General features: G+C 70.5%; 17 protein-coding genes, 1 tRNA gene and 1 pseudogene. 6 read left to right on the forward strand and 13 right to left on the reverse strand.

The window, feature by feature from the left end:
* A partial coding sequence (locus VFR90_RS03330) for a UvrD-helicase domain-containing protein (RefSeq protein WP_326404584.1) occupies positions 1–838 on the reverse strand: 838 nt, incomplete at its 3' end.
* 75 nt (positions 839–913) lie between these two features.
* Here VFR90_RS03330 and VFR90_RS03335 point away from each other — a divergent pair.
* Together VFR90_RS03335 and VFR90_RS03340 are read left to right on the forward strand one after the other, a co-directional pair.
* Positions 914–1,738, forward strand: coding sequence for a gamma-glutamyl-gamma-aminobutyrate hydrolase family protein (locus tag VFR90_RS03335; protein WP_326404585.1), 825 nt, complete (start codon positions 914–916; stop codon positions 1,736–1,738).
* Positions 1,739–1,799: 61 nt separating this feature from the next.
* Entirely contained in the window at positions 1,800–4,658 is a 2,859-nt protein-coding gene (locus tag VFR90_RS03340; protein WP_326404586.1) for a valine--tRNA ligase, read from the forward strand.
* On the opposite strand, the gene VFR90_RS03345 is transcribed toward VFR90_RS03340, so the two are convergent.
* Positions 4,627–5,805 carry an NAD(P)-dependent oxidoreductase gene (locus VFR90_RS03345; protein ID WP_326404587.1) on the reverse strand — a complete coding sequence of 393 codons (1,179 nt, stop codon included), beginning with the start codon at positions 5,803–5,805 and terminating at the stop codon, positions 4,627–4,629. The two genes, VFR90_RS03340 and VFR90_RS03345, sit on opposite strands and share 32 nt — an antisense overlap.
* A 123-nt stretch (positions 5,806–5,928) precedes the next feature.
* Here VFR90_RS03345 and galU point away from each other — a divergent pair, with 123 nt between their 5' ends.
* Positions 5,929–6,795 carry a UTP--glucose-1-phosphate uridylyltransferase GalU gene (galU, locus tag VFR90_RS03350; RefSeq protein WP_326404589.1) on the forward strand — a complete coding sequence of 289 codons (867 nt, stop codon included), beginning with the start codon at positions 5,929–5,931 and terminating at the stop codon, positions 6,793–6,795.
* A 96-nt stretch (positions 6,796–6,891) separates the two neighbouring features.
* Here the strand turns inward: galU and VFR90_RS03355 are convergent, their stop codons facing one another.
* From VFR90_RS03355 to cysM, 3 genes are read right to left on the reverse strand one after another with little or no spacing between them, the layout of a single operon-like run.
* A complete protein-coding gene (locus VFR90_RS03355) occupies positions 6,892–7,119 on the reverse strand; it encodes a sulfurtransferase TusA family protein (protein WP_326404590.1) in 228 nt (75 codons plus the stop codon).
* 35 nt (positions 7,120–7,154) lie between these two features.
* The gene (locus tag VFR90_RS03360) at positions 7,155–7,697 is read right to left on the reverse strand and encodes an NUDIX domain-containing protein (RefSeq protein ID WP_326404591.1); all 543 of its coding nucleotides are present in this window, start codon (positions 7,695–7,697) and stop codon (positions 7,155–7,157) included.
* A gap of 14 nt (positions 7,698–7,711) precedes the next feature.
* Complete coding sequence (gene cysM, locus VFR90_RS03365) at positions 7,712–8,632, reverse strand: cysteine synthase CysM (protein WP_326404592.1); 921 nt, start codon at positions 8,630–8,632, stop codon at positions 7,712–7,714.
* 117 nt (positions 8,633–8,749) lie between these two features.
* Between cysM and VFR90_RS03370 the strand changes: the two genes are divergently transcribed.
* Both VFR90_RS03370 and VFR90_RS03375 read left to right on the forward strand, forming a co-directional pair.
* Positions 8,750–8,834, forward strand: a tRNA-Leu gene (locus tag VFR90_RS03370).
* Positions 8,835–8,901: 67 nt separating this feature from the next.
* Positions 8,902–9,495: a rhomboid family intramembrane serine protease gene (locus tag VFR90_RS03375; protein WP_326404593.1), complete on the forward strand. Its 594-nt coding sequence runs from the start codon at positions 8,902–8,904 to the stop codon at positions 9,493–9,495.
* A 45-nt stretch (positions 9,496–9,540) separates the two neighbouring features.
* Here the strand turns inward: VFR90_RS03375 and upp are convergent, their stop codons facing one another.
* Entirely contained in the window at positions 9,541–10,167 is a 627-nt protein-coding gene (upp, locus tag VFR90_RS03380; protein ID WP_326404594.1) for a uracil phosphoribosyltransferase, read from the reverse strand.
* A 20-nt stretch (positions 10,168–10,187) separates the two neighbouring features.
* Positions 10,188–11,102 carry an NAD-dependent epimerase/dehydratase family protein gene (locus VFR90_RS03385; RefSeq protein WP_326404595.1) on the reverse strand — a complete coding sequence of 305 codons (915 nt, stop codon included), beginning with the start codon at positions 11,100–11,102 and terminating at the stop codon, positions 10,188–10,190.
* 102 nt (positions 11,103–11,204) lie between these two features.
* Between VFR90_RS03385 and VFR90_RS03390 the strand changes: the two genes are divergently transcribed.
* Positions 11,205–12,233, forward strand: a complete 1,029-nt coding sequence (locus VFR90_RS03390) for a CDP-6-deoxy-delta-3,4-glucoseen reductase (RefSeq protein ID WP_326404596.1) — start codon at positions 11,205–11,207, stop codon at positions 12,231–12,233.
* Positions 12,234–12,259: 26 nt separating this feature from the next.
* Here VFR90_RS03390 and VFR90_RS03395 read toward each other — a convergent pair whose 3' ends face one another.
* From VFR90_RS03395 to VFR90_RS03420, 6 genes and pseudogenes are all read right to left on the reverse strand, one after another.
* A complete protein-coding gene (locus VFR90_RS03395) occupies positions 12,260–13,711 on the reverse strand; it encodes an aldehyde dehydrogenase (RefSeq protein WP_326404695.1) in 1,452 nt (483 codons plus the stop codon).
* Between the two features lie 315 nt (positions 13,712–14,026).
* Positions 14,027–14,506: pseudogene (locus VFR90_RS03400) on the reverse strand (ABC transporter ATP-binding protein); the annotation flags it as partial.
* Positions 14,507–14,636: 130 nt separating this feature from the next.
* The gene (locus tag VFR90_RS03405; RefSeq protein ID WP_326404597.1) at positions 14,637–15,377 is read right to left on the reverse strand and encodes an ABC transporter ATP-binding protein; all 741 of its coding nucleotides are present in this window, start codon (positions 15,375–15,377) and stop codon (positions 14,637–14,639) included.
* Positions 15,374–16,306 (reverse strand): branched-chain amino acid ABC transporter permease, encoded by a 933-nt coding sequence (locus tag VFR90_RS03410; RefSeq protein ID WP_326404598.1) that lies wholly within the window; start codon positions 16,304–16,306, stop codon positions 15,374–15,376. The genes VFR90_RS03405 and VFR90_RS03410 overlap by 4 nt, the downstream gene beginning before the upstream one ends.
* Before the next feature lie 10 nt (positions 16,307–16,316).
* The gene (locus tag VFR90_RS03415; RefSeq protein ID WP_326404600.1) at positions 16,317–17,195 is read right to left on the reverse strand and encodes a branched-chain amino acid ABC transporter permease; all 879 of its coding nucleotides are present in this window, start codon (positions 17,193–17,195) and stop codon (positions 16,317–16,319) included.
* A 10-nt stretch (positions 17,196–17,205) separates the two neighbouring features.
* Positions 17,206–18,429 carry an amino acid ABC transporter substrate-binding protein gene (locus VFR90_RS03420; RefSeq protein WP_326404601.1) on the reverse strand — a complete coding sequence of 408 codons (1,224 nt, stop codon included), beginning with the start codon at positions 18,427–18,429 and terminating at the stop codon, positions 17,206–17,208.
* Between the last annotated feature and the right edge of the window lie 113 nt (positions 18,430–18,542).

The following is an 18,542-nucleotide window of genomic DNA, read 5'->3' on the forward strand; positions in this document are numbered from 1 at the left end:
CGGCCATGTTGCCGACATTGGCGCCGCGGAAGCGGTAGATCGACTGGTCGTCGTCGCCCACCGCGAACAGGAAGGAGTTGCGGCCCAGGAGCTTCAGCCAGCGGTACTGCAGGCGGTTGGTGTCCTGGAACTCGTCGATCAGGATGTGGCGGAAGCGCCGGCCGTAGTGCTCTCGCAGAATTTCATTCCTCGACAGAAGTTCGTACGAGCGCAGCAATAACTCGGAAAAGTCGACCACTCCTTCGCGCTGGCATTGCTCGTCGTAGGCGGTGTAGAGCTCGGCGAAACGGCGCGTGTTGTCGTCGGCGGGCGGCACGTCGCGCCCGCGCACGCCTTCTTCCTTGTTGCCGTTGATGAAGTACTGCACTTCGCGCGGCGGGAAGCGCTCCTCGTCGACGTTCATGCCCTTCAGCAGGCGCTTGATCGCCGCGAGCTGGTCCTGCGAGTCGAGGATCTGGAACGCCGCCGGCAGGCCGGCCTCGCGCGCGTGCGCGCGCAGCATGCGGTTGCACAGGCCGTGGAAGGTGCCGATCCACATGCCGCGCGGGTTGATCGGCAGCAGCGTGGAAAGCCGCGTCAGCATCTCCTTCGCGGCCTTGTTGGTGAAGGTCACCGCGAGCACGCCGGCCGGCGAGACCTGGCCGGTCTGCACCAGCCAGGCGATGCGCGTGGTGAGCACGCGCGTCTTGCCCGAGCCGGCGCCGGCAAGGATCAGCGCATGGCCCGCAGGCAGCGTGACCGCGGCCAGTTGCTCGGGATTCAGGTGAGCGAGGAGCCGCGCGTCGACGGGCTCGTGATCGAACTGCGGCGCATCACGGCCGTCGGGGCGGGCTTGCATCGCGGGATTCTAGGAAGCGCGTCGATGCAAGACCCGCGGCGAATGCACGGCGCTCGGCTGGCTATCCTTCGGCCCATGGCGGACGCTTTGTTGATCGGCGTGTCGGCGCGCATCTACCACCCGAACGTGCCGCATGCGGACCTCGGCGGGATCTTCACGAAGACACTGCACTACCTCGAGCAGTCGGCGGCGCACTGGGTGATCGGCGGCGGCGCGCTGGCGCTGATGATCCCGCCGGTCGAGAGCGAAGGCCTGCTGCGCCGCATCGACGTGAGCCTGAGCGACTACGCCGAGCGGCTCGACGGCCTGGTGCTGCAAGGCGGCGCCGACGTCTCGCCCGCCTGCTACGGCGAGCGGCCGCTCGACCCGGCCTGGGCCGGCGACCCGGTGCGCGACCAGTACGAGATGGAACTGATCGACGCCTTCATCACCGCCGGCAAGCCGGTGCTCGGCATCTGCCGCGGCATGCAGCTGATCAACGTCGCCTTCGGCGGCACGCTCTACCAGGACATCGCGACGCAGCTGCCGAGCGCGATCGCGCACGTCGATCCGGCGCGCTACGACAGCCAGTTCCACCGCGTTCGCATCGCGCCGGGCAGCCGGCTCGCCGCGCTGTACCCGGGCTTCACGCATGCGGAGATCAACTCGATCCACCACCAGGGCATCAAGGAGCTGGGGCGCGAGCTGGTGGTCGAGGCGGTGGCCGAGCCCGACGGGATGATCGAAGCGGTGCGCTGGCAGGGGCCGAGCCACGTCTTCGCGATGCAGTGGCACCCGGAGTTCATGGCGCAGCGCGCGCTGCAGCCGGGGCAGCTCGACGGCGGGCCGATCCTGCGCGAGTTCCTCGGCGCGGCGCGCCAGCGGCGCGAGGCGAGCGGCGCCGCAGGCCCCGAAACCTAAAATCGCCGCCCACCCACCGGACGGCGCCTTGCGGGGCGCCGTTCTCCTTTTCGTGCCCGCCATGACCGAACTCGCCAAGTCCTACGAACCCGGCCCGATCGAAGCGAAGTGGGCGCCGTGGTGGGAGCAGCGCCGGCTGGCCGAGCCGACGCTCGATGCGGACAAGCCGTCGTTCTCGATCCAGCTGCCGCCGCCGAACGTGACCGGCACGCTGCACATGGGTCACGGCTTCAACCACACGATCATGGACGCGCTGACGCGCATGCATCGGATGCGCGGCTTCAACACGCTGTGGCTGCCCGGCACCGACCACGCCGGCATCGCGACGCAGATCGTCGTCGAGCGCCAACTGCAGGACGAAGGCAAGAGCCGGCACGACATCGGTCGCAAGAACTTCGTCGCGCGCGTGTGGGAGTGGAAGGAGGTCAGCGGCAACACGATCACCGGCCAGATGCGCCGGCTCGGCGACACGGTCGATTGGTCGCGCGAGTACTTCACGATGGACGCGACGCAGTCGGCCGTCGTCAATGAGAGCTTCGTTCGGCTGTACGAAGAAGGCCTGATCTACCGTGGCAAGCGGCTGGTGAGCTGGGACCCGGTGCTGCGCTCGGCGGTCTCCGACCTCGAGGTGGAAAGCGAGGAGGAAGACGGCTTCCTCTGGCACATCCGCTATCCGCTCGCCGACGGATCCGGCTCGTTGGTGGTGGCCACCACGCGGCCGGAGACGATGCTCGGCGACACCGCGGTGATGGTGCATCCCGAGGACGAGCGCTACACGGCCTTCGTCGGCAAGCAGGTGACGCTGCCGCTGTGCGATCGGACGATCCCCGTGATCGCCGACGACTACGTCGATCGCGCCTTCGGCACCGGCGTCGTGAAGGTGACGCCGGCGCACGACCTGAACGACTACGCGGTCGGCCAACGGCATGGGCTGCCGATGATCGGGATCCTGGCACTGGATGCGACGGTGAACGACCGGGCGCCCGAGGCCTACCGCGGGCTTGATCGCTTCGTCGCACGCAAGAAGGTCGTCGCCGATCTCGACGCGCTCGGGCTGCTGGTGGAGACCAAGAAGCACAGGCTCGTCGTGCCGCGCTGCGCGCGCACCGGCCAGATCGTCGAACCGATGCTGACCGACCAGTGGTTCATGGCGATGAGCAGGCCCGGCCGCGACGGGGAATCGATCGCGGGCCGCGCGGTGAAAGCCGTCGAGCGCGGCGACGTGCGCTTCGTGCCGGCGCAGTGGGTCAACACCTGGAACCAGTGGATGAAGAACATCCAGGACTGGTGCATCTCGCGCCAGCTCTGGTGGGGCCACCAGATCCCCGCCTGGTACGGCGAGGCGGGCGAGATCTTCGTCGCCCGCAGCGAGGACGAAGCGCGCGCGAAAGCCGAGGCCGCCGGCTACCGCGGCGAACTGAAGCGCGACGAGGACGTGCTCGACACCTGGTACTCCGCCGCGCAGTTCCCGTTCTCCACCGTCGGCTGGCCCGGCGAGACGATCGAGCAGAAGCTCTTCCTGCCGTCGAGCGTGCTGGTGACCGGCTTCGACATCCTGTTCTTCTGGGTCGCCCGGATGATCATGATGACGCTGCACTTCACCGGCAAGGTGCCGTTCCGCGATGTCTACATCCACGGCCTGGTGCGCGACGCCCAGGGCCAGAAGATGAGCAAGAGCGAGGGCAACGTGCTCGACCCGGTCGATCTGATCCAGGGCTGCGAGCTCGCGACGCTCATCAGGAAGAGCACGGTCGGCCTGCGCAAGCCCGAGCTCGCGCCGAAGATCGCGGCGCGCCTCACCAAGGAGTACCCGCAGGGCATGCCGGCCTACGGCGCCGACGCGCTGCGCTTCACGATGGCGAGCTACGCGAGCCTGGGCCGCGACATCGCCTTCGACACCAAGCGCTGCGAGGGCTACCGCAACTTCTGCAACAAGCTCTGGAACGCGACGCGCTTCGTGCTGATGCATTGCGAGGGCCACGACTGCGGCTTCAAGGAGCACACGGCCGACGAGTGCACGACCGCTGGCAACAGCGGTCAAGCCGCTGTTCTGTGCGGCTACCTGCACTTCTCGCAGGCCGACCGCTGGATCATGGGCGAGCTGCAGCGCGCCGAGGCCGCGGTCGCGCAGGGCTTCGCCGACTACCGGCTCGATCTCGTCGCCAACGCGGCCTACAGCTTCGTCTGGGACGAGTACTGCGACTGGTACCTCGAGATCGCCAAGGTGCAGATCCAGACGGGCGACGACGCGACGAAGCGCGCGACCCGCCGCACGCTGATCCGCGTGCTGGAGACGGTGCTGCGCCTGCTGCACCCGATCGCGCCCTTCATCACCGAAGAGCTGTGGCAGGCGGTCGCGCCGGTCGCGCAGCGTGCGGTGGCGGGCGGCGGCAAGTCGATCATGCAGGCGCCCTACCCCGTCGCGCAGCCCGAGCGCATCGATGCGAAAGCCGATGCCTGGATCGCGAAGCTGAAGGCCGCGGTCGGCGCCTGCCGCAACCTGCGCTCGGAGATGAACCTCTCGCCGGCCGAGCGCGTGCCGCTGCTGGCGCACGGCGATGCCGGCTTCGTGCGCCAGGCGGCACCCTTGCTGCAGGCGCTGGCGAAGCTCGCCGAGGTGCGCGTGTTCGACGACGAGGCCGCGTTCGCGCAGGCGACCGAGGCGGCGCCGGTGGTGATCCAGGGCGAGGCGCGGCTGGCACTGCATGTCGAGATCGACGTCGCGGCCGAACGCGAACGGCTCGGCAAGGAAGTGACGCGGCTCGAAGGCGAGATCGCGAAGGCGAACGCCAAGCTCGCGAACGAGAGCTTCGTCGCGCGTGCGCCGGCCGCGGTGGTGGCGCAGGAGCGCCAGCGGCTGGCCGACTTCGGCGAGACGCTCGAGCGCCTCAGGCGCCAGCGCGACCGCCTGGCTTCGTAGCGGCCGGCTGGTCGGCTTCGCCTTCGGCCGAGGCTTCCTCGAGCGCGCGCAGCAGCGCCTCGGCGTCGGCGTCTTCGAGTTCGGCCGGCAGCGTGTCGAGCACCGCGTCGCTGAGGGGCGCGTGGCTCGAATCGCGGTAGCTCGCGCCACCGCCGCGCAGTTCGTCGTCGAGCATGCCGAGCGGCGCCGGCTGCGAGACGGGGCCGTGCAGCGGGCTCGAGCCGGTCGACTCGAACGGGTAGGTGGCGCCGGGGGTCTCGTGAAGGATCTCGTGCAGCCGCTGCGCGACGGTCCACACGCTGCGCACGCGCGACTCCTGCGTGTAGCCGGCCAGCCGCGAACTGGCGTGCAGGTTGGGCACGCCGTGCAGCGGCCGGCCCGGATCGAACAGGCCGGGCTCGACGCTGTCGAGCCAGGCGCTGGCGAGCCGGCCGCTCTTCAGCGCCTCGGCCAGCGCCGTTTCGTCGAACAGCGCCGAATGCGAGGTGGCCAGCACCACCTGTCCGGGCTTGCACATCGGCAGGTAGCGTTCGCCGAGCAGGCCCTGGTAGCGGCTGTAGTAGGGCAGCTGGAGGCAGACGGCGTCGGCGGTTTCGAGCAGCTCGCGCAGGCTGATCGCCTCGATGCGCCAGCGGCCCCAGAGCAGGTCGCTGGCATGCACCGACGGGTCGTAGCCGACGAGGCGCGAGCCGAAGCCACTCAGCATCGCCGACAGAGAACGCGCCGCGGGCGCCAGGCCGATCAGCCCGACCGTGGCCGAGGCCAGCTCGCGCCCGACGCCGACCTCGGCACCGTCGAAGCCCGGGCGCATCAGCGCGATCAGCGCGCCGATCATGAACTCGGCTTCGGCCGGCGCGGTGGCCGCCGAGCCGCGCACCACCTCGATCGAAGCCTGCGCGCAGGCTTCGAGATCGACGTTGTCGAAGCCGGGCTCGATGCGGCCGATCGCGCGCAGCATCGGTGCGGCGTCGATCATCCCGGCATCGACGCGCAGGGCCGTCGGCAGGATCGCGGCGCGGGCGATCGCGAGGTTCTCGCGCAGCGCCTGCGGCTGGGCGGCCAGCTCCGGCGCATGGAGCACGTGGTAGCGCGCCTGGAGCCACTGCAGGACTTCGGTTTCTATCGGCTCGACGATCAGCAGGTCCATCGTTTGCTCAGCTTCGCGGCGCGGTGGAAATCACGCGCCGATACGCATGCCCAGGCCACGGCTCGGCGAGGCTACATGGGTGCGATGCCAGAATCAATCGAACTTCGACGGAGTGCAAACACGATGCTGATCAACAAGGCGATCTTCCCCGTGGCCGGACTCGGCACCCGCTTCCTGCCGGCCACCAAGGCGCAGCCGAAGGAGATGCTGCCGGTGGTGGACAAGCCGCTGATCCAGTACGCGGTCGAGGAGGCCTACAACGCCGGCATCCGCGAGATGATCTTCGTCACCGGCCGCAGCAAGCGTCCGATCGAAGACCACTTCGACATGGCCTACGAGCTCGAGATGGAGCTGGAGGCGGCCAACAAGTCGGACCTGCTCGCGCTGGTGCACCAGGTCAAGCCCGACGACATGGAATGCGTCTACGTGCGCCAGGCCAAGATGATGGGGCTGGGCCACGCGGTGCTGTGCGCCGAGCGCCTGGTGCGCAACGAGCCTTTCGCGATCCTGCTGGCCGACGACCTGATGGTCGGCGAGACGCCGATCCTGCGGCAGATGGTCGACCAGTTCGCCGACTGGCGCGCGTCGATCATCGCGGTGCAGGAGGTGCCGGCCGAGCAAACGCGGCGCTACGGCATCGTCGCCGGCACGCCGGTGAGCGACCGCATGATGGACATCTCGCGCATCGTCGAGAAGCCGGCGCCGGAAGTCGCGCCGTCGCGGCTGGGCGTCGCCGGCCGCTACATCCTGATGCCCGACGTTTTCAACGAGATCCGCAACCAGCCGCGCGGCGTCGGCGGCGAGATCCAGCTCACCGACGGCATCGCAGGGCTGCTGCGCCGGCAGAAGGTGTTCGCCTACACCTACGAAGGCAAGCGCTACGACTGCGGCAGCAAGGAAGGCTTCCTGCAGGCCAACGTGGAGCTGGCCTTGACACACCCGCAGGTCGGCGCGGGCTTCCGCGACTACTTGCGCTCGCTGTCGCTATGAGTCGGACCGTCGTCTAGCCGCAGCCGCCGCGGATCCGGCTTCGCCGGTCCGCCTGCGGCGCCCCTTGAGGGGAGCGGCGAAACCGAAACGGGGTGGTCAACGTCTGCGAAGGAAGTGGGTGAATTCGTCGCCGTTCGCCTGCTGCTCGAGCAGCTCGTTGCCGGTCTGACGCGCGAAGGCCTGAAAGTCGCGCACCGAGCCCGGGTCGGTCGCCAGCACCTTCAGCGTCTGGCCGCTCGACAGCTCCGCCAGCGCCTTCTTCGCCTTGAGGATCGGCAACGGGCAGTTGAGGCCCCGGGCGTCCAGTTCCTTGTGCGCTTCCATCGTGATTCCTGGCATCTGCGAACGACCGCGAAATTCTAGGCCGAGGGTTTCAGCGGCTCCATCCAGCGCGGCTCGATGCCGCGCCCACGCAGCCACTGCGCGAGCGCATAGCCGGTGCCGGCCGGCCAGCAGCGCACCTCCTGCGGCGCGAACAGGCGGTACTCGGCGAGTTCGGGCGACAGCACGATTTCGCCGCGCGCCTTCACGTGGTAGGCGACGATCAACTGATTCAGCCGCTGGAAGTCCCAAACGCCGATCGGCGTGACGGCGCCCACGTCGAGCGAGGTCTCTTCGAGGACCTCGCGCGCGACCCCCTCCTCCGGCGTCTCGCCCGCTTCCATGAAGCCGGTGACGAGCCCGAAGAACTTGCCCGGCCACAGCGCGTTGCGCGCGAGGAAGAGCTTGCCGTCGCGGTCCTCGCATTCGATGACCGCGGCAAGCACCGGGGTCGGGTTGTTCCAGTGCGTCCAGCCGCAGGCCGGGCAACGCAGCCGGCGCTTCGGGCCGCCGTCCTCCGCGAGCTCGATCCACTCGAGCGGGGTCGCGCAGTGCGTGCAGTAGCGGTACTCGTACTTCACGCCGGCTCCGGCGATCAGGCAGGGAACACGCCGGTGGAGAGGTAGCGGTCGCCGCGGTCGCAGACGATGAACACGATCGTCGCGTTCTCGACCTCGCGCGCCACTTCCAGTGCCGCCCAACACGCGCCCGCGGCCGAGATGCCGGCGAACAGGCCTTCCTCGCGGGCGAGCCGGCGGGCCATGTCCTCGGCGTCGGCCTGGCTCACGTTGATCGTCTCGTCGACGCGCTGCGGCTCGAAGATCTTCGGCAGGTAGGCCTCGGGCCACTTGCGGATGCCGGGGATGCGCGAGCCTTCGCTCGGCTGCGCGCCGACGATGCGGATCGCCGGGTTCTTCTCTTTGAGGAAGGTGGACACGCCGGTGATCGTGCCGGTCGTGCCCATGGCACTGACGAAGTGGGTGATCTGCCCCTGCGTGTCGCGCCAGATCTCGGGCCCGGTGGTCTCGACGTGGATGCGCGGGTTGTCGGCGTTCGCGAACTGGTCGAGCACGCGGCCCTTGCCTTCGCGCTGCATCTGCTCGGCGAGGTCGCGCGCGTACTCCATACCGCCGGCCTTGGGCGTGAGGATCAGCTCGGCGCCGAAGGCCTTCATCGTCTGCGCACGCTCGATCGAAAGATCCTCCGGCATCACCAGCAGCATCCGGTAGCCGCGGATCGCGGCAGCCATCGCGAGCGCGATGCCGGTGTTGCCGGAGGTCGCCTCGATCAGCGCATCGCCGGGCTTGATCTCGCCGCGTTCCTCGGCGCGGCGGATCATGCCGATCGCCGGCCGATCCTTCACCGAGCCCGCCGGGTTGTTGCCTTCGAGCTTGCCGAGGATCAGGTTGCCGCGGCGCTCGTTGTCCTCGCCGGGCACGCGCTGCAAGCGCACCAGCGGCGTGTTGCCGATGGTGTCTTCCACGGTCGGATAACGAGGCTTCGCGGCGCGTGGCATGGCGTTCTTCGGGCGTCGAAAGGTCGTTTGATTGTGGCAGCGCGACCCAAAGCCCTTGCCTTCGCCACGCCGCCGTGCGCGAGGCCGGATGGCAGAATCCGCGGCGTTCAGACACCGGCCCCGGTGGTGAAATCGGTAGACGCGCGGGACTCAAAATCCCGTTCCGCAAGGAGTGTCGGTTCGAGTCCGACCCGGGGCACCAGCCACCCACCTGACGAAGCCGAGCGCCGCCGCGCGACGCGCGTCGCTCAGCGCGCCCGACGAGCAGCATGCCTTCACTGCCACCGATCACCCAGGCCCTGATCCTGATCAACGTGGCGGTGTTCTGCCTCGATCAAATCCTGTTCGGCCCCTGGTTCACGCAGCTGTTCGCGCTGTGGCCGATCGGCGAGCGCTTCATGCCGTGGCAGATCGCGACCTACGCCTTCCTGCACGGCGGCATCGGCCACCTGTTCTTCAACATGCTGGGCCTGTGGATGTTCGGCGCCGAGCTCGAGCAGCTCTGGGGCCCGCGCCGCTTCGTCCAGTTCTACGGCTCCAGCGTGCTCGCGGCAGGGCTGACGCAGCTGCTGATCGCGGCGCTGCTGCAGTCGCCCTACCCGACCGTCGGCGCCTCGGGCGGGCTGTTCGGCCTCTTGCTCGCGTTCGGGATGCTGTTCCCGAACCGGACCATCATGCCGCTGTTCCCGCCGATCCCGATGAAGGCGCGCACCTTCGTGATCGTGTTCGGGGCCATCGAGCTGGCCCTGGGCTTCGCGCAACCGACCGGCGGCGTCGCGCACTTCGCGCACCTCGGCGGGATGCTCGGGGGCTGGCTGGTGCTGCGCTACTGGCGCGGGCAGCCGCCGTTCGGCAGGCGCTAGGCCGCCGCGCGGCGGCCGGTGCGCTCAGCACGGCCGCCGTTGCGTTCACTTCGTGCCGAAGATCCGATCGCCGGCATCGCCCAGCCCCGGCACGATGTAGCCGTGCTCGTTCAGGCGCTCGTCGACCGCGGCCACGGTGATCGGCACGTCGGGATGCGCCGCCTGCACCGCACGCAGGCCCTCGGGCGCGGCGAGCAGGTTCACCAGCTTCATGCTGGTGACGCCGGCGCCCTTCAGGCGCGACAGCGCGGCAAGCGCCGAGTTGCCGGTCGCGAGCATCGGATCGACGACGATCACCAGCCGCTCGCCGATGTCCTCGGGCAACTTCACGTAGTACTCCACCGGCTCCAGCGTCGCGGGGTCGCGGTAGAGGCCGATGTGGCCGACCCGTGCGCCGGGCAGCAGATCGATCATCCCGTCGAGCATGCCGTTGCCCGCGCGCAGGATCGACACGAGGCACAGCTTCTTGCCGGCGATCACCGGCGCGCGCGTCGTCGCGACCGGCGTCGTGATCGCGATCGACTCGGTCGCCAGATCCCGGGTCACCTCGTAGGCCAGCATCGCCGCGATCTCGCGCACGAGGCGCCGGAAGTTGTCGGTCGTCGTCTCCTGCATGCGCAGGTAGGTGAGCTTGTGCTTGAGCAGCGGGTGGTCGATCACGTGGACGGTCATCGCTCTGTCCTTTCGAGGCGTCATCGAGCCCGCGGCTTCAGCCCTTCGCGCACCGTCGGATGGCGCAGCGCGACCCGCAGCTCGGTTTTCAGCCGCCGGTTGTCGAGGCGGCGCGATTCGCTCAGGAAGCTCAGCGCCATGGGCCCGAGCCGCTCGCGCGCTTCGTCGCGGCCGATGCGCGGCGGGCGCGGCAGGCCGTGCAGGTCGGCGACGAGATCGAAGTGGTCGCCCATGCGCAGGTCGCCGTCGTCGCTGACGTGGACCGCGCGCTGCGGCTTCGCGCGCAGCAGCGCCGCGATGCAGGCGCGCGCCAGATCGTCGGCGTGGATGTGGTTGGTGAACACGTCGTCCTCGCGGCGGAGCACCGGCGTGCCCCGCACGACGCGCTCGCGCGGATCGCCGCCCTCGCGGTCGGGTGCGTAGATGCCCGGGATGCGCAGCAGGCTCACGTTCGCGCCGAAGGCCGCGCCGAACCATCGCAGGCGGCGCTCGGCATCGACGCGGCGGCGCGCGCGGTCGGTCGCGGGCGCGACCGTGCGGGTCTCGTCGAAGCGTGCGCCGGCCGCGTCGCCGTAGACGCCGCTGGTGCTGCCGTAGACGATGCGGCGCACGACGCCGCCGCGGGCCAGCGCGCGCAGCAAGGCGGCGGTGCGCGGATCGCCGGCGCCCTGGGCGGGCGGCGGTGCCAGATGAAGCACGCGGCCTGCCAGCGCCGCCAGGCGCCCGAGCGACCCCGGCGCGTCGAGGTTGCCGAGCAGCGGGCGGGCGCCGAGCGCGCGCAGCGCAGCCGCGTGGGCCGGCTTGGAAGTCAGCGCGCAGACGCGCCAGCGACCGCCGAGCTCGCGCAGCACGCGCTGCCCCACATCGCCGCAGCCGACGATCAGCAGACGCGCCCGGCGGAAGGCGCGTGGCGGCGAGGGCGACGGGTTCAGCATGGCGCCCTGCGCGCTTCGAGCCAAGGCCTCGAGCCGGCGAGCCGCGAGGGCCGGCGGGCACAATTCGAGGTCGTCGAAACACGCATCAGTCGAGGATAGCCAATGAGTTTCAAGGTCACGGTGCAGCCCGCCGGCCGCAGCTTCGACGTGGCACGCGACGAAGCGGTGCTCGCCGCCGCGATCCGCCAGGGCATCGGCCTGCCCTACGGCTGCCGTGACGGCGCCTGCGGCTCCTGCAAGAGCCGCCTGCTCGAAGGCCGCGTGATCCACGGCGCGCACCAGCTGAAGGCCCTGAGTCCGGCCGAGGAGGAAGCCGGCTTCGTGCTGACCTGCTGCGCGACACCGCAGACCGACCTGACGATCGAGGCCCGCACCGTCGCCACCGCCGGCGAGTACCCGGTGCAGAAGGTGCCTTGCCGCGTCGCGACGATCGCCCGTCCCGCGCCCGACGTCGCGGTGCTGACCTTGCAGCTGCCGGCCAACCTCGTCTTCAAGTACCGCGCCGGCCAGTACCTCGAATTCCTTCTGCGCGACGGCGCGCGCCGCAGCTATTCGATGGCGACCGCGCCCGGCGACGCGGCCGGCGGCACGGTCGAGCTGCACCTGCGCCACATGCCCGGCGGCAAGTTCACCGACCACGTCTTCGGCGCGATGAAGGAGAAGGAGATCCTGCGCATGGAGGGCCCGTTCGGCAGCTTCTTCCTGCGCGAGGAGATCGACAAGCCGATCGTGCTGCTCGCCTCGGGCACCGGCTTCGCGCCGATCAAGGCGATCGTCGAGCTGATGCGCCAGAAGGCCATCGCGCGCGACGCGGTGCTGTACTGGGGCTGCCGCAGCAAGGCCGATCTCTACATGCACGACTGGGCCGAGCAGGCCGCGGCCGCGATGCCGAACCTGCGCTACGTGCCGGTGCTGAGCGAGCCGAAGCCGGAAGACGCCTGGTTCGGCCGCACGGGCTTCGTGCACCGGGCGGTGATGGAGGACCTGCCCGACCTGAGCGGGCACGAGGTCTACGCCTGCGGCGCGCCGGTGATGGTGGATGCGGCGCAGCGCGATCTCGTCGAGCGGTGCGGCTTGCCGGCCGACGCGTTCTACGCGGACAGCTTCACCAGCGAGGCGGACAAGCACTAGTCCACCGGCGCGCACGCCCGACGCGCTCAGAACGGGTACTGCCGCCCCGTCGTCTGCACCGTCACCCAGCGCAGCTCGGTGAATTCGGCCACCCCGGCCTTGCCGCCGAAGCGCCCGAGTCCCGAGCCCTTGACGCCGCCGAAGGGCATCTGCGCCTCGTCGTGCACCGTCGGCCCGTTGACGTGGCAGATGCCGCTGTCGATGCGCTTGGCGACTTCGAAGGCGCGTGCGATGTCGCGGCCGAACACCGCGGCCGACAGGCCGAACTCGTTGTCGTTCGCGCATTCGACCGCCGCCTCGACGCCGTCGACCCGCACGATCGCCTTCACCGGCCCGAAGGTCTCCTCGTGGTAGATCCGCATCGCGCCGGTCACCCGATCGAGCAGCGTCGCCGGCATCAGCGTGTTCTCGGCCTTGCCGCCGCAGACCAGCTTCGCGCCCTTCGCGAGCGCGTCGTCGATCAGCGCGTTGCAGTGCTCGACGGTGCCCATGCCGATCACCGAGCCCAGCACCACCGGGCCCTTGCGCGGGTCGCCGAGCGGCAACGACTTCGCCTTCGCCGCGAACTTCGCGACGAAGTCGTCGGCGACCTTCGCATCGACGACGATGCGCTCGGTGCTCATGCAGATCTGCCCGCTGTTGGCGAAGGCGCCGAAGGCGCAGGCGGCGACGGCGGCGTCGAGGTCCGCGTCGTCGAGCACGATGAACGGTGCCTTGCCGCCGAGTTCGAGCACCGCCGGCTTCAGGTGCTTCGCGCAGGTCTGCGCGATGAGCTTGCCCACGCGCGTCGAGCCGGTGAAGTTGACGCGGCGCACCGCCGGGTGCGCGACGATCGCCTCGACCAGCGTGCCCGCATCGGCCGGCGCGTTGGTGAGGTAGTTGACGACACCGGCCGGGAAGCCCGCGTCCTGCAGCGATTCGATGATGAGCTGGTGCGTGCGCGGGCAGTTTTCGCTGCCCTTGAGGATCACCGTGTTGCCGCAGGCCAGCGGCGTCGCGATCGCGCGCACGCCGAGGATCACCGGCGCGTTCCACGGCGCGATGCCGAGCACCACGCCGGCCGGCTGGCGCAGGCCCATCGCGAGCGAGCCCGGCACGTCCGAGGGGATCACCTCGCCGCTGATCTGCGTGGTGAGCGCCGCGGCCTCGCGCAGCATGTCGGCCGCGAGGTGCACGTTGAAGCCGGCCCACAGCGCCGATGCGCCGGTCTCGGCGGCCATCGCCTCGGCGAACTGCGCGGCCTTGGCTTCGAGCGCGTCGGCCGCCTTCAGCAGAAGCGCGCGGCGCGCGCCGGGGCCCGTCTGGCCCCAGGTCTTGAAGGCCGCGGCGGCCGCGTCGGCGGCCATCGTCGCGTCGGCCACGCTGGCCGCGGGTGCGCGGGTGGCGACGCTGCCGTCGAGCGGATTGCGGCGCTCGAAGGCGGCGCCGTGCTGCGCGGTGACGGCCAGGCCGTTGATGAGCATGGAGAGGTCGGACATGGCGGGCTCCTGGGACGAGGGTGACGAGGACGAGGGCGAAGGCGAGGAAGAGGCAGGCGTTGAAGACGGCGCCGGCGTCGAAGCGGCCTGGCCCAGGTAAGCCTGCCTCACGATCGACGACCTTGCGAGCAGCGCGGCCGGCCCGCTCGCGACCAGCCGGCCCCGTTCGAGCACGTAGCCGCGGTCAGCCACCGCGAGCGCACGCCGCATGTTCTGCTCGACCATCAGCACGGTGGTGCCGGCGTCGGCGATGCGCCGGGCGATCGCGAGCAGTTCGGCGACCATCTTCGGCGCCAGGCCAAGCGAGGGTTCGTCGAGCATCAGCAGCTTCGGTGCGCTGATCAGTGCACGCGCGACGGCGACCATCTGCTGCTCGCCACCGCTCATCGTGCCGGCGAGCTGCTTCGCGCGTTCGGCGAGCCGGGGAAAGTCGCGCAGCGCCTGCGCGATGCGCCGTGCGCGCTCGGGCGCGCTCACGAGCCAGCCGCCGAGTTCGAGGTTCTCGGCGACGCTCATCTGCGCGAACAGCTGCCGGCCTTCGGGCACCAGCACGAGGCCGCGCTCGACGATCGCGCTGGTCGCGGTGCCGGGCGCGATCTCGGCACCGTCGAGCCTCACGACACCGCGCCGCGGGATCAGCCCGGCGATCGCCTTCAGAAGCGTCGTCTTGCCGGCGCCGTTGGGGCCGAGGATCACGGTGAGGCCCGGCTTCGCTTCGAGCGTCAGGCCGCGCAGCACCTCGAAGCCGCCGTAGCCGGCGCTCAGGCCGTCGATCTGCAGACGGGCGCCGCTCATGCCGCTGCCTCCGACAAGCCGGACGACATCGCAAGACCGCGCTGTCGGCAGCCCCGCCGCATGGGCTCGCTTCGATCCCCGCGACGCGGGGCCCCTCTTTGCCGGCTTCGCCGGCCCTGCGGAGCGCGGCTCATGCGGCGACCTCCTCGCCGAGGTAGGCCTCGATCACCTCCGCATGCCGCACCACCTGCGCGGGCGTGCCGTCGGCGATCTTGCGGCCCTGGTGCAGCACGAGCACGCGCTCGACGTGCGCGAGCAGCGTGGTCACCGCATGCTCGATCCAGATCACCGCGAGCTCGAGCTCGTCGCGCAGGCGGCGGATCAGCCGGGCCATCGTCTCGACCTCGCCTTCGGTCAGGCCGGCGGCGACCTCGTCGAGCAGCAGCAGCCGCGGCCGCGTCGCGAGCGCCATGCCGATCTCGAGCAGCCGCTGCTGCGAAGGCGTGACCGACGCGGCCGGCGCCGAGGCCAGCGCCTCGAGGCCGAGGAAGCGCAGGATCGCCGCCTCGTCGGCCAGCAGCGCCGGCGCGGCCCGGCGCCGGCCGGCGAAGCGCAGCCCGAAGCCGACGTTCGCGGCGACGCTGAACGACCCGAACACCCGCGGCGTCTGGAAGCTGCGCGCGATGCCTTCGCGCGCGAAGCGGTCGGGCCGCGCGCCGGTGAGATCGAGCCCCTGCGCGCGCAGCTGCCCGGCCGTCGGCGCGACGACGCCCGACAGCGCGTTGAAGAAGGTCGTCTTGCCGGCCCCGTTCGGGCCGATCAGCCCGACGAGTTCGCCGGGCGCGAAGGCCGCGCTGACGGCATCCACCGCGACCAGCCCGCCGAAGCGAACCGTCAGCTCGCGCGCTTCGAGCAGCGGGTGGCCGTTCATCGGCGCAAGCTCCACGGCGCGCGCAGCGATGCCGTGTCGAAGCGCGGCAGCCGCAGCGAGGCCAGCCCGCCCGGCAGGTAGAGCACGCACAGGATCAGCAGCAGGCCGAGCGTCATCATGTAGAGCTGCGGCATCGAGAGCCGAAGCGTCTCGGCCAGCAGGCTGAACGCCACCGCGGCGATCAGCGGGCCCCACAGCGTGCCGGCGCCGCCGATCAGCACGATCAGCACCGTCTGGAAACCGATGAAGGGGTTGAAGACGGTGTGCGGATCGATGTAGGTCCAGCGCACGCTCATCGCCGCGCCCACCGCGCCCGCGAAGGCCGCGCCGAGCGCGAAGCCGGCCGTCTTCACGAGCCGGGTGTCGACGCCCAGCGTCTGCGCGCGCTGTTCGTCTGCGCCGATGCCGGCCAGCGCGAGCCCGAAGCGGCTCGCGCGCACCGCGATCGCCGCGAGCACCGAGCCGGCCGCAAGGACCAGCACGGTCAGGTAGACGGTGTTCGGCTCGGGCACCGTCGCGAGCACGCGGCCGACGGTGCCGGTGACCTGCTTTTCCCAGGTGGTGACGGCGTGCGCGATCAGCTCGGTCATGCCGAAGGTCAGCACCGCGAAGTAGGTGCCGCGCAGGTGCAGCACCAGCAAGCCCATCACCGCGGCGACGAGCGCCGCGACCGCCGCGCCCAGCGCGATCACCAGCGGCCATGCGAGCTGGTCGAGCGTCAGCGCGCTCGCATAGGCGCCGAGCCCGAAGAACGCGGCGGTGGCGAGCGAGACGTAGCGCGTCGGGCCGCAGAAGAGGTTCCAGCTCGTCGCGAGCGCCGCGTACATCAGACAGCTCAAGCCGAGCGAGACCGCGAACGCGCTGCCCCAGGCCGGCAGCGCCAGCGCCCAGCCGACGAGGGCGAAGAGGATCAGCAGGTCGCGCTTCACCGAGCTCGCCTCATCGCGGGTTGAACAGGCCGTTCGGCTTCCACAGCAGCACCGCGATGAACACCGCGTACGACAGCAGCGACTTCAGCGACGGGCTGGTGTAGTGCATGCCGATCGCCTCGATCACGCCGAGCCCGAGCCCGCCGGCGAGCGCGCCGCCCATGCTGCCGAAGCCGCCGAGCGTGATGACGATCAGCGCGGTGACCGTGTAGGGCCCGCCCATCGACGGCGAGATCGTGTAGCTCATCGACAGCAGGCAGCCGGCGACGCCCGACAGGCCGAGCCCGATGCCGAACATCAGCGGATGCAGCCGTTCGGTGTCGATGCCGACCAGCTTCGCGCCGGTGGGCGACTGCATCAGGCCGCGCACGCCCTTGCCCAGCAACGTGGTGCGCAGCAGCGCGATCAGCGCCGCGCTCGCCGCGAGCGCCAGCACGAACAGCAGCAGCTTGTTGGCCGCGAAGCCGGCGCCGCCGATCGAGACCGGCTCGGCCAGGTAGTCGTAGCCGCGCAGGTCGCCGCCCCAGACGCTCTGCGCGAAGTTCTGCACCAGGAACATCAGACCGAAGCTGGCCATCAGGCCGCGGGCCTCGAAGATCTCCACGTTCGCCGAGCTTCGCGTCAGGGGCCGGATGCACAGCCGATGCACGACGAGGCCGACCGCGAACAGCAGCGCGAAGCTCCCCGGGATCATCAGCAGCGGCGAGACGCCCCAGCCGACGTGCGCGGCCCAGGTCGCGAAGGCGCCGAGCATCAGGAACTCGCCGTGCGCGATGTTGAGCACGCGCATCAGCCCGTACTGCAGGTTCAGCCCGAGCGCGACGAGCGCGTAGATGCCGCCGGTGATGAGGCCCGAGGCGATCAGCTCGAGCCAGGCGTGCAGGCTCATGCCGACAACGTCAGGTCCATGCCGGCTTCGGCGCGACCAGCGGCGCGGTCGCGTTCGACTTCGGCCACACCACCTCGAACTCGCCCTTCTGCCACTGGCTCACCGTGCCCGGCGTGCCGACGTTCTCGCTGCCGGCGAAGCGGATCTTGCCGAGGATGGTCGCGTGCTCGTTGCCGGCCACGTAATCGCGGATCGCCTTGCGGTCGAGCCCCGCCTTCGCGACCGCGGCGCTCAGGATCTCCAGCGAAGCCCAGGTCGCGCCGCTGGCCCAACGGTCGGGCTCCTTCTGGGCGCCGAACTTCGCGACGTGCGCGTCGTAGTAGGCCTTGGCGCCGGGGCTCGTCTTGCCGTTCCACGAGCCCATGCCGAGCACGCCTTCGGCGCCCGCGGCCATCACGTTGCGGTAGAGCTGGAACGCGGTGCCGACGCTCGCATAGAAGAAGCGCGGGTTGAAGCCGATCTCCTTGGCCTGCCGGCTCGCGAGGATGGTGTCCGGCGGGTAGCTCAGCGAGACGAAGGCGTCGGGGTTCTTGTCCTTGATCGAGCGCAGGACCGGCGACAGGTCCTTCACGCCGCCGGGGTAGCTCTTGTCCTCGACGATGCGCAGGCCCGCGCCCTGTGCCGCAACCTTCAGCGCCGCGTAGTTCTCCAGGCCGAACAGGTCGTCGACGTAGATGGTGGCGAGCGTCGTCGCGCCGCTGGCCTTCAGCATCGCGACCAGCGCGTCCATCATCGGCTTGGGTTGCTGCAGCATGAGGAAGAAATACGGCAGCTTCATCTCGACGAGCCGGCGGCTCAGCGCCGTCGGCGCGAGGAAGGGATAGCCGAAGCGGTTGGCGAGCGGCGCGACCGCGAAGTTCGCGTTGCTGCCCCAGGGCGGCAGCACCAGATCGACCTTGTCCGAGCCCATCAGCTTCTCGTAGGAGCGCACGCAGGTCTCGATGTCGCTGCGATCGTCGCTGCTCACCAGCTCGATCGGGCGCCGGCTGCCCTTGACGTTCAGGCCGCCCGCGGCGTTCTGCTGCTCGGCCCACAGCAGGTAGTTCGGCTCCTGGCTCACCTGCGCGCCGGTGGTCCACGGCCCGGTGCGCGCGATCGTGTAGCCGATGCGCACCGGCGTCGTCTGCGCGCGCAGCGCGGTGGGCAACGCCAGCGAAGCGGCGGCGGCCTGGACGATGCTGCGCCGGCGCACGCCGGCAGGCAGGGGGGCGGGGACGGTGCGGGTGCGGCTCATCGGCGTCTCCTCCTCGGCTCGGGCCGGCCGGGTCCGCGGATTCTCGAAAGCCGCCGCGCCGCGCGCTTCGCCAGCCATGCACGCGACTTGCCGAAGCGTGCACGGCAGCCTCG

The sequence above is a fragment of the Methylibium sp. genome, from assembly GCF_035762065.1.
Lineage (GTDB): Bacteria > Pseudomonadota > Gammaproteobacteria > Burkholderiales > Burkholderiaceae_C > Methylibium.